Raw genomic sequence first — 9,729 nt, 5'->3', positions numbered from 1 at the left:
CATGCCGCGGGCAGATTGTTGCACGTCGTACAGCATTTCAGCCGAATTCGGCCATGCCGCGGGCAGAATGTTGCACGTCGTACAGCATTTCAGCCGAATTCGGCCATGCCGCGGACAGATTGTTGCACGTCGTACAACATTTCAGCCGCATTCGGCCATGCCGCGGGCAGATTGTTGCACGTCGTACAACATTTCAGCCGCATTCGGCCATGCCGCGGGCAGATTGTTGCACGTCGTACAACATTTCAGCCGAATTCATTCCTCTCAAGTAAGAAATACTCGTTCGGATATAATTTTTTGCTTCGAGGGGGAGGGCCAAAAAGGAAAAAAAGAACCTCGGCCTCCACTTTGCAGCGGAAACCGAGGTTCTTTCATCTGTCAATGGGCATCTGCCCATATCCGATACCGGCTATTGCCGGGGATCGGGGATCTGGTTGTTTTCCAGCAGCTCGCTGCCGGTTTTCATTTGCTTCATCTCATTGCCGAGCTTTTTCATCTCGTCCAAATCCTGTGCCATCGAGCTGTTGTTGGCCTGCTCGAGCGATATCGCCGTCCGATCTAGAAACAGCAGCTCGAGCTCGATCAGCTTATCGAGTGCAGCCCTTCGGACATGAAGAGGGATATTCGCGTCGGTATCGAAATCGGCTTCCTCGAAGTTCATGACGGTACGACCTTGTTCGCAGGTCAGCGTCGTGACGATCAGGGGGTATGTCTCCCCAGTTACGTCGCTTGTAATATGGAAGCGATACGTCGATTTTTCGATATGCTCGATTCGTTCCAATCCGAGGTCCGTAAACTGCTCATGAACCGTCTCTCTATCCATTTCTCATCTCCTCCTTATTGATTGCTAAGTCAATTATCTTTGGGTCCGATCCGCTTCAAGCGTCGGTGCCGTTTCTGCCTTTCATATCGTCTTTCACGGCATGCAGGGCATCGGATACGATTTGTTTGCCTTCCTTGGCTTTATCCGAAAGCTCGGAAGCATGATCGCCGATGCTGCTTGCCACGCTCTGGGCTTTTTCTTTTACGTTTGCGGCCAGCCGGTTTCTTTTGTCTTGTAAAGACTTGTAGGTGTTCGATAACTCCTCCCGCAACGCAGAGCCCGACTTCGGAGCCAGAAGCAGCGAAGCGGCCGCTCCGATTGCCCCGCCTATCAGCATGCCCAGCCACAAACCGCTTTTGCCCGTTTCTGTTGTTTCGCTCATCGTACATCTCTCCTTATTCGTTGTGGTTTCGATCCTACTTATCCTTTAACCGGATCTTGCGAATTTGAAACAGGCTTACCGGATTCTAATAGAAGGAACGGCATCAAACCGTTTGAAAATAAGGGGAAGCGGGTAGTAAAAAGAAGGGCTCGCAGCGAAAAATCGTGCTATAAGGATAAGCGGTTATGCCGTCCTTATAGGGTTTAAGTGTTATAATGTGAAACATATCGTTTCCTCTCTATAAAAAGAATAGGAGGTTGTCAATGAATATAGTCATTGTTGACGATAACGCTACGAATCTTATTATAATCGAGAAAATTTTGCGGAAGGCCGGCTACGAGCATTTGGTGCTGTTGTCCTCCGCCAAAGAACTCTATCAATTTATGGAACTTGACTCCCCGAGTATGGCGGAAGTGCCGGTAGATTTGATTTTGATGGATATGATGATGCCGGAGATCGACGGGGTGGAAGCGTGCCGGACGATTTTGGGGCAGGAACGGTTTCGCGATATTCCGATCATTTTCGTTACGGCGATGGGAGACTCCAATAAGCTGGCTGAAGCGCTGGACGCCGGCGCGCTGGATTACGTCATGAAGCCGATCAATAAGGTCGAGCTGCTGGCCCGTATTCGTTCGACGCTTCGTTTGAAGCATGAGAAGGATTGGCACAAGGAGCGGGACAAGCGGATTCAATATGAATTGGAGCTCGCCAAGCAAGTGCAGCTCAGCATGCTAAGCAGTCCGATCCGGGACGATAAGGTGGACATTTCCGCCGTTTACCGGCCTTCCTTCGAGCTTGCCGGAGACTTGTACGCCTGGTATCCGATCGGTCCCAACCGGTATGGGGTCATGCTGCTCGATATGATGGGGCATGGCATATCTTCATCCTTGGTGTGTATGTATATATACTCCGCGCTCAAAGATACGATCGTGGGACTCGGCGATCCGATAGCCGTCATGCAAGAGCTCAACAGACGGATGAATCAGCTCGGCAGGGCGGATAGCTTGATCAACTATTATTTTACGGCGATTTATTTCGTACTGGATACGGATAAGCGGACGATCGAATATGTGAACGCGGGGCACCCGGCAGGGATTGCCAATGTGGACGGTGAAATCAGGCTGCTGGAGGAGGGCTGCTGCGCACTCGGTTTCTTTGATCGGGTCGACATCGCAAAGGGGAAAATCGAGTACCGCGACGAAGCTTGCGTGCTGCTTTATACGGACGGGTTGGCGGAGTGGCTGGCGGAAGGCGGCGAAAATGCTCCAGGCATGCTCATGCAAAGCTTGCAGGGACGCAACGTGCGCGAGCCTGCCGAGCTGCTTGAACAACTGCAGCCCGAGTCCGGGAAAGAAGCCCCGAAGGACGATATGTGCCTGGTCATGGTTTCAACGAAATAAAAAACAGTGGCTGCGGCAGCCGGAGCAAAAAGAAAAACCACGGAAAGACGGCTTCGCCGCCCATACCGTGGTTTTGTCTTTATTTTCCGAGATAAGCGTCCAGCATCCAGCGGTGCTTCTCGAGCGAGGTGCGGATGGCGATAAGCATATCGGACGTAGGCTGGTCGCGGCTTTCCTCGGCAAGCGAGATGGCGATCGTCAGCTCCGTGCACATGCCGTCAAAATCTCCTGCGAGCGATTTGACCATTTGCTGCGCATCCTCGTCTCCTTCCGCTTCTTTGACGGAGGCGATCGCCAACTGTTGTTTCATCGTAGCGGACGGGGCCGCACGCAGCGACAGCATTCGTTCGGCAATCGTATCCAGATGGATCGCGGCTTCCGTATAGAGCTGCTCAAATTTGACATGCAGGGTGAAAAATTGTTCGCCTTTTACGTACCAATGGAAATGATGCAGCTTCATGTATAAGACGGAGAAATTGGCGACCTGCTTGTTCAACAGCTCCGTCAAGGCGGCTTTCTTCTCGGATTTGAACATGTGTCATACCTCCAAGTAAAGGAATAGGTGTTGATGTGTATCGTTACCCTCCAGCGGCTTGATTGAAACATCGGAAGTTTCGATAAAATTTTTCCTAAGGGTGTTTCAAACATGCGAGAAACGGGTAATCCCCTCTAAGCATGGGAAAAAAGGGGGGCTCGAGATGCTGCTGCAAATAAGCGCGGTCATCGTGGCGGTCAGCTTCGTCATTTTGACCTTCTACCTGATTCAGACTTTGAAGTCGCTTAAAGGTTCCTTGGATGAAATGACGCTGGCTATGGGACAAATGAAAAATGAAGCGAAGGAAATAAGCGAGGAAGTCAAAGAGATGATCGGAAATACGAACGATATCGCAGTCGACATGCGTATGAAGCTATCGAAGCTCGACCATGCATTCGGCAGCGTGAATGATGTCGGACAAGCTGTCCATGAGCTGACGTCGGCAGCGAGGCAGACGGCCTCGAGCTTGCTTGCATCATTGAAACGAAACGGCAGCCGCGCATGCGAGCCGGAACTGTCCGGCAGGTGGCAGGCCGTATGGGAAGGCGTCATCACCGCCGTAGAATTCGTGCAAAGGCGCAGAACCGCACAATCCCCTGCGCACCGCGCGGGAAGTAAATAGGAGGACTCCAGATGAAGGCAATCCGCAAGTTTCAGCTTTATAAACACGCTACGGAAGATGAAAATGTCGTCAAATTATGCGGCGAGCTCGATTTGTCGGCGGCAACCTATTTGACCGCCGAGCTTAACCCTTTGGTGAAAGAGACGGAACGAACGCTTACGCTGGATTTGAAGGACATCACCTATATCGACAGCACGGGTATCGGCATCTTAGTATCGGTGCTCAAAGCGAGATCCGCGATGAACGCGGCTTTCCGCTTGGTAAACACGCCGGCGCCGATTCAGCGGTTATTCGATATGACAGGCGTATCGCGTTTTTTAGCGGTCAGCCCGCAATAGTACAATCAGGGGAAAGGAAAGAAAAACGATTATGAACCCATTCGTATGCCTGACGATTCCGGCTCAAGCGGAGTATTTGGATATTGTAAGATTGACGCTGTACGGCTTTGCGACCAAAGCCGGTTATACGTTCGAGGAAATCGAAGATATGAAGGTAGCTGTTGCGGAGGCCTGCAATAACGCTATTTTGCACGCATACGGGACTGCGGATTCGGGAACGATCGAGCTGCGTCTGGAAAGCGGCGAAGAGGGCATGACGATTTCCGTCAAAGATCATGGACAAAGCTTCATTTTCTCGGAAAATGCCGTCGTCCCTACCCTGCTGGAACAAACGGAACTAAGTGAAGTAACGGTTGGCGGGCTCGGCCTGTTCCTTATGGAGGCGCTCATGGATGACGTACAAGTGCGCTCGTACGACGGCAGCGGAACGGAGATTGTGCTGACGAAACGGCTGAGCAGAAAAGAGGAGATGGCATGAATCATAATGAATCCTCGAAGCCCTTGTACGAAATGTACAATAGAATGAAGCTTTATAAAGAGACGGATTGCCCGGAAGCGGCAACTGCGCTGCTTGTGTATTATGAGCCCGTCGTTCGTTCGGCTGCCGGCAAAATGTCGCGTAACCGCCCCGACCTTCTGGAGGATTTATACCAGGTGGGCCGAATGTCGATGCTAAAGTTATTCAAGCAGTACGACAGCTCGATGAATATTCCGTTCGAAGGTTATGCCATGAAAAGCCTGATCGGTCATTTAAAAAATTATTTGCGCGACAAATCATGGTACATTCAGGTGCCGAGAAAGATTAAGGAGAAAAGCTCGCTTGTGCAGCGAACGATCGACGAGCTTACGATTGATCTGGAACGGTCTCCCAATGTCGACGAGATTGCCGCTCACCTGGATATTTCTCCGGAAGAGACGATCGAAATTTTGGCGGGCCGGGACTATTATCACTATACGTCGCTGGACACGCCGCTCTCGAATGAAGGCGAAAGCGCCGCCACCATTGCGGATATGATCGCGGCTCCCGTTGACGACTACCGGCAGGTGGAAATACGAATGGCTCTGCAAGACGCGATGGACTGCTTGAAAGAGGAGGAGAAGCGGGTGCTCAGCCTGATTTACGACGAAGGCCAACCTCAGCGATTAGTCGCCGAACAGCTCGGCGTAACCCAAATGAGCGTATCCCGCATTCAGCGGCGGGCCATTCATAAATTGAAGCAAGTGTTGTCCGAACCCCCGTCTGGGGAGCAGTCTTCCTGATCAGCTCGATCGATCCTTCATCCGAACGATTGTTTATGGCGGAAAATCGCGGCATCGGAGCGAAAGTATGCACAGATAGAGATCTATAGAGTATGGAACGGAGGCGGCCGCGATTAAAGCCATGAGCTATAACATACAAGCCAAAATCATGACCGGTTATTTATGTATCATTCTTTGTTTGGGCGCTTCGCTATTGATTGTCAACGATCGAATGACCGGTCTGCAAAATGAAGTGGAGTTTATTTCCAAGCACGATATCGAGCTGCACGATCTGATTAATCAAGTGCAGAAAAACATTCTCGACATGGAAACCGGCATGAGAGGATATGTCATTACGGGCGACGATCAATATCTTGAGCCGTACGAAGCGGGTAGCCGCAGCTGGCCGGACAACTACAATAAACTGCACACGCTTCTGGCGAATAATCCCGAGCAGCAGCGTAATTTGGAGCAGATCAAGCCGCTGATCGCCAGCTGGATATCGAATACGGGCGAATACGTCATTACCCTCAAAAAAGAAAACAACGAAGCCGCAGTAAACCGGCATTTCGAGCAAAATACAGGCAAAAAGATTATGGATCAGCTGCGCACGCAGTTTGATTCTTTTCTTGCTGATGAGAAGAAATTGACGTCCGATCGGATCGCGAACCTGACGCAAAGCAACACGAATGTGAAAATCGTTTTATACACGATCGTCGGCATCGTTTCTTTGCTTACCCTGGCAGTCGCTCTGATTTTGTCGCGTTCGATCGTGAGAACGATTAAACAGGTTGTGAGAACGATACGCAGCATAGCGGATTCCGAGGTCGATCTGACCGCCCGTATCGAACTGAATACGCGCGACGAAATCCGGGATTTGGCCGAGGCTACGAACAGACTGCTCGGCAGCTTGGAGAAGCAGAACTGGGTTCAGAAAAATATGACGGATATTTCTACGATGTATCAGGGCGTGACCGATATAGCGGCTCTGACGCAAGCCTTCGTAACCAAGCTGGCCCCTATGCTTGAAGCGGTTTATGGGGTCGTTTATTTGCGCAGAACGATCGGGGGACAGGAGGTCTACGTAAAAACGGCCGCCTATGCGGCTTCGGGCGAAGAGAAAGGCGCCTTGAGCTTTCGCTCGGGAGAAGGACTTGTCGGGCAATGCGCGCTCGATAAGAGGCTTTTTCTGATCGACAGCCTGCCTGAGGGGCATATTGCCATCACATCCGGCTTGGGCGCTTCTTCGCCCCGTAGCCTGCTGATCGCCCCGATTCTGGTTGACGACAGAGTGGAGGCCGTCGTGGAATTTGCGGCGCTGCAGCCTTTTGTTTCCCAGCATCTTACGCTTCTGGACCAGCTGCAGGAGAAGTTCGGCTCGGCGATTACCAATGTGCTGGGGCGAATGGAAGTGGAAAGGCTGCTCGCCGAATCCCAAATGATGACCGAGGAGCTGCAGGCGCAGTCGGAAGAGCTGCAAGCCCAAGCCGAAGAGCTTCAGATGCAGCAGGAGCAGCTGCGGATTACGAACGAGCATTTGGAGGAGCAAAATCTGAATGTCGAGCAGCGGGCTCTGGAGCTCAAAAAGGCGAAGGACGAGCTGGAGGCATACTCGGTAAAGCTGCAGACAAGCTCCCAGTACAAAACCGATTTTCTCGCCAATATGTCCCATGAGCTTCGAACGCCGCTTAACAGCATACTCATCTTATCGCAGATGCTTGTTGAAACCGGTGCAGAGATGGAAACGGCGGAAGTGGAGGAATATTCCCGCGTGGTCAACACGGCGGGTCAAGATTTGCTTCGCCTGATAAACGACATTCTGGATTTGTCGAAGATCGAGGCGGGGAAGATCGATATTGTGACGGATGAAGTGAACGTCACCGAGCTGCCGCAGCTCATGAAAAGCTTGTTTGGCCCGGTTGCCGCCCGTAAAAATTTGGACTTCGAGGTGCTACTGCATCCGGAGGCGCCCAAGGTGATTGCGACGGACGGCCAGCGGCTGCAGCAAATTTTGAACAATTTGCTTTCCAATGCTTTTAAATTTACCGAGCGCGGCTCCATTACGGTACGTATCGAGCCGGCAAAACCGGAACGCATCAAGGAGCTGCTTCCGGTGCAGGAAGACGAAGCCGTTATCGCCATCTCGGTCACGGATACGGGGATCGGGATACCGATCGATAAACAGCAGCTAATTTTTGAAGCGTTTCGGCAGGTCGACGGCACGACGAACCGGCAATACGGCGGGACGGGGCTAGGCTTGTCCATTTGCCGCGAATTTACGCGCTTGCTTGGCGGCTCCATCGTAGTCAGAAGCGAGCTTCACAAGGGAAGCACCTTTACGCTGTATATACCGAGCAGGCGGGAGACGGACTCGCAGGGCGGCACCATGGCTGACGAAGCCTCGGCAGCGAGCTTCGCCGAGGTTGCCGTGACGCGGGACCCTCAAGAGGAAGCTTCCTATGCACAGGAGAATGAAGTGGAGGATGGCGTTGGTTCCGACGTTCAATTGTTCAAAGGCAAAAAGGTGCTTCTTGTAGACGATGATTCTCGCAACGTTTTTGCGCTTGTATCGGCGCTGGAGAAGAAAGGCGTATCGGTGATGGCGGCGGAGCACGGCAAGCGTGCGCTTGAGATTTTGGAAGAGCAGCCGGGCTTCGATCTGGTTCTGATGGATATTATGATGCCGGTTATGGACGGTTACGAGACCATGGAAGCCATTCGGCACCGCCTCGGTTTGACGAAGCTGCCGATTATCGCGCTGACCGCCAAGGCGATGAAGAACGAACGGGAGAAATGCAGAGAAGCAGGCGCATCCGATTATATTATGAAGCCGTTAAATATCGACCAGCTGTTCTCGCTGATGCGGGTATGGCTGACCAAGCAGGTGAATCCGTTTTGATCAAACCGACTAATCATCCTCCGGCGGTTTACGCCGTTGAAGGAAATCCTTTCGAGCGAGACGAGCTTGAGCGAGTGGAGATCGGCTTGCTGCTTGAAGGTTTGTTTCAGATGTACGGCTACGATTTCCGGGGTTATGTGCGGGCGTCTGTCAGAAGGCGGATCTTGAACCGGATGCGGGCGGAGCGGCTGCCGACGATTACAGCGCTTTTGGATAAAGTTCTGCATGAGCCGGGTTGCTTGGAGCGGCTGCTTAACGATTTATCGATCCGGATGACGGAAATGTTCAGAGACCCGGGCTTTTTCGTCGCATTCCGCAAACGGGTCGTGCCTCTGCTCAGAGAGCTGCCCGAAGTACGCATCTGGCATGCGGGGTGTGCGACCGGGGAAGAAGTTTACTCCATGGCGATCTTGATGCTGGAGGAAGGTTTGGCGGAGAAGACGAAACTTTACGCCACGGATATGAACGAAAAAGCCGTCGCCACCGCGCAAAGGGGGGCTTTCCCCTTGAAGCAGATGCAATTGTATACGAATAATTATTTGGAAGCCGGCGGAACGAAGGCGTTCTCCGAATACTACACGACGGATCATCAATACGCTTACTTTCATCCGCTGATGAATGACAATCTCGTCTTTGCCCAGCATAATTTGGCCACCGACGGCTCGTTCAACGAGTTTCACGTCATTTTATGCCGCAACGTTTTGATCTATTTCGATAACGGGCTGCAGCAGCATGTACACCGCTTGATCTACGACAGCTTGGCGGACGGCGGCTTTCTCGGGCTGGGCAGCAAAGAGTCCAATCTGTTTTTGCCGGAGGAGCTGAAGTACGAAGATATAGCGCCGCTGGAACGCATTTACCGCAAGAACGAATGGGGAAGCGCGACTGACTGATCGGGGGACGATGCGAATGGTCTCGCTGCAGCACCTGTAGGATTAAAAGAATCGCTCGGCATGCGTTTCTGACGGCTGCCGCTAGCGCTGTTATGTGCGCCGGGTGAAGCGTGCATGGAGGAATCGCGAGGCCATGTTTCATCTGTACGTTTTCGGGGTAATAGAGGATAGAGCGACAGCAACATCAAATCTATTCCGAAAGCAGGTGCTGCATATGTTGGGATGGGCGATTCTGTTTCTCATCATTGCGATCGTAGCGGGGATATTCGGATTTTTCGGCATCGTATCCGCCGCCGTCGGCATCGCGAAAATATTGTTCGTGATCTTCCTGATCATGTTCGTGGTATCCCTTTTCGTCGGTAGGCGTAGAAGCTATTAGCGGATTTTACAATTCATAAGCTCGTTTGAGAGAGCTGTCCTTAAGGTCCGATGACCGGAGGGACAGCTTTTGCTTTGCTTATAGGAGAACATCCCAACCGTAATAAGATCCTTTTCGCTTAAATTTGTTTCGCTTACATTAAGTAAAACCGGGTTTCTTTCATAAGTCTTTCAGAGCACTTTGTTACTATGAAACAATAAAGCGCGACAACATGCGTCT

At 51.8% G+C, this 9,729-nt stretch carries 12 protein-coding genes; 9 read left to right on the top strand and 3 right to left on the bottom strand.

Features of this window, described 5'->3' with window-relative positions:
* A partial coding sequence (locus DQG23_RS43335; protein ID WP_238178254.1) for a hypothetical protein occupies positions 1 to 272 on the top strand: 272 nt, incomplete at its 5' end.
* Positions 273 to 409: 137 nt separating this feature from the next.
* Here DQG23_RS43335 and DQG23_RS40500 read toward each other — a convergent pair.
* Both DQG23_RS40500 and DQG23_RS40495 read right to left on the bottom strand, forming a co-directional pair.
* Positions 410 to 823 (bottom strand): hypothetical protein, encoded by a 414-nt coding sequence (locus DQG23_RS40500; RefSeq protein WP_113036743.1) that lies wholly within the window; start codon positions 821 to 823, stop codon positions 410 to 412.
* A 55-nt stretch (positions 824 to 878) separates the two neighbouring features.
* Positions 879 to 1,205: a YtxH domain-containing protein gene (locus DQG23_RS40495; RefSeq protein WP_113036742.1), complete on the bottom strand. Its 327-nt coding sequence runs from the start codon at positions 1,203 to 1,205 to the stop codon at positions 879 to 881.
* Positions 1,206 to 1,468: 263 nt separating this feature from the next.
* Here DQG23_RS40495 and DQG23_RS40490 point away from each other — a divergent pair, with 263 nt between their 5' ends.
* Entirely contained in the window at positions 1,469 to 2,605 is a 1,137-nt protein-coding gene (locus DQG23_RS40490) for a PP2C family protein-serine/threonine phosphatase (protein ID WP_113036741.1), read from the top strand.
* Between the two features lie 79 nt (positions 2,606 to 2,684).
* Here DQG23_RS40490 and DQG23_RS40485 read toward each other — a convergent pair whose 3' ends face one another.
* Complete coding sequence (locus DQG23_RS40485; RefSeq protein WP_113036740.1) at positions 2,685 to 3,140, bottom strand: Dps family protein; 456 nt, start codon at positions 3,138 to 3,140, stop codon at positions 2,685 to 2,687.
* A 163-nt stretch (positions 3,141 to 3,303) separates the two neighbouring features.
* Here DQG23_RS40485 and DQG23_RS40480 point away from each other — a divergent pair, with 163 nt between their 5' ends.
* From DQG23_RS40480 to DQG23_RS40450, 7 genes are all read left to right on the top strand, one after another.
* Positions 3,304 to 3,762: a DUF948 domain-containing protein gene (locus DQG23_RS40480; RefSeq protein WP_113036739.1), complete on the top strand. Its 459-nt coding sequence runs from the start codon at positions 3,304 to 3,306 to the stop codon at positions 3,760 to 3,762.
* A gap of 11 nt (positions 3,763 to 3,773) precedes the next feature.
* On the top strand, positions 3,774 to 4,100 hold the full coding sequence (locus DQG23_RS40475) for an STAS domain-containing protein (RefSeq protein ID WP_113036738.1): 327 nt from the start codon (positions 3,774 to 3,776) through the stop codon (positions 4,098 to 4,100).
* A gap of 31 nt (positions 4,101 to 4,131) precedes the next feature.
* Positions 4,132 to 4,578: an anti-sigma B factor RsbW gene (rsbW, locus tag DQG23_RS40470; RefSeq protein WP_113036737.1), complete on the top strand. Its 447-nt coding sequence runs from the start codon at positions 4,132 to 4,134 to the stop codon at positions 4,576 to 4,578.
* Positions 4,575 to 5,360: a sigma-70 family RNA polymerase sigma factor gene (locus DQG23_RS40465; RefSeq protein WP_113036736.1), complete on the top strand. Its 786-nt coding sequence runs from the start codon at positions 4,575 to 4,577 to the stop codon at positions 5,358 to 5,360. Before rsbW ends, DQG23_RS40465 begins: the two co-directional genes overlap by 4 nt.
* A 121-nt stretch (positions 5,361 to 5,481) precedes the next feature.
* A complete protein-coding gene (locus DQG23_RS40460; RefSeq protein ID WP_113036735.1) occupies positions 5,482 to 8,238 on the top strand; it encodes a CHASE3 domain-containing protein in 2,757 nt (918 codons plus the stop codon).
* Positions 8,238 to 9,131 carry a CheR family methyltransferase gene (locus DQG23_RS40455; protein ID WP_272949093.1) on the top strand — a complete coding sequence of 298 codons (894 nt, stop codon included), beginning with the start codon at positions 8,238 to 8,240 and terminating at the stop codon, positions 9,129 to 9,131. Before DQG23_RS40460 ends, DQG23_RS40455 begins: the two co-directional genes overlap by 1 nt.
* A gap of 214 nt (positions 9,132 to 9,345) precedes the next feature.
* The gene (locus DQG23_RS40450) at positions 9,346 to 9,510 is read left to right on the top strand and encodes a DUF1328 domain-containing protein (protein WP_113036746.1); all 165 of its coding nucleotides are present in this window, start codon (positions 9,346 to 9,348) and stop codon (positions 9,508 to 9,510) included.
* Positions 9,511 to 9,729: the final 219 nt, after the last annotated feature.

This window comes from Paenibacillus contaminans (assembly GCF_003285015.1).
Lineage (GTDB): Bacteria > Bacillota > Bacilli > Paenibacillales > NBRC-103111 > Paenibacillus_V > Paenibacillus_V contaminans.
This window is presented reverse-complemented; position numbering and strand designations above follow the sequence as displayed.

Excerpts from the sequence above, each read along its gene's own strand:
- DQG23_RS40500 (WP_113036743.1), bottom strand. The coding sequence starts at position 823 with ATGGATAGAGAGACGGTTCATGAGCAGTTTACGGACCTCGGATTGGAA.
- DQG23_RS40495 (WP_113036742.1), bottom strand. The coding sequence starts at position 1,205 with ATGAGCGAAACAACAGAAACGGGCAAAAGCGGTTTGTGGCTGGGCATG.
- DQG23_RS40490 (WP_113036741.1), top strand. The coding sequence starts at position 1,469 with ATGAATATAGTCATTGTTGACGATAACGCTACGAATCTTATTATAATC.
- DQG23_RS40485 (WP_113036740.1), bottom strand. The coding sequence starts at position 3,140 with ATGTTCAAATCCGAGAAGAAAGCCGCCTTGACGGAGCTGTTGAACAAG.
- DQG23_RS40480 (WP_113036739.1), top strand. The coding sequence starts at position 3,304 with ATGCTGCTGCAAATAAGCGCGGTCATCGTGGCGGTCAGCTTCGTCATT.
- DQG23_RS40475 (WP_113036738.1), top strand. The coding sequence starts at position 3,774 with ATGAAGGCAATCCGCAAGTTTCAGCTTTATAAACACGCTACGGAAGAT.
- rsbW (WP_113036737.1), top strand. The coding sequence starts at position 4,132 with ATGAACCCATTCGTATGCCTGACGATTCCGGCTCAAGCGGAGTATTTG.
- DQG23_RS40465 (WP_113036736.1), top strand. The coding sequence starts at position 4,575 with ATGAATCATAATGAATCCTCGAAGCCCTTGTACGAAATGTACAATAGA.
- DQG23_RS40460 (WP_113036735.1), top strand. The coding sequence starts at position 5,482 with ATGAGCTATAACATACAAGCCAAAATCATGACCGGTTATTTATGTATC.
- DQG23_RS40450 (WP_113036746.1), top strand. The coding sequence starts at position 9,346 with ATGTTGGGATGGGCGATTCTGTTTCTCATCATTGCGATCGTAGCGGGG.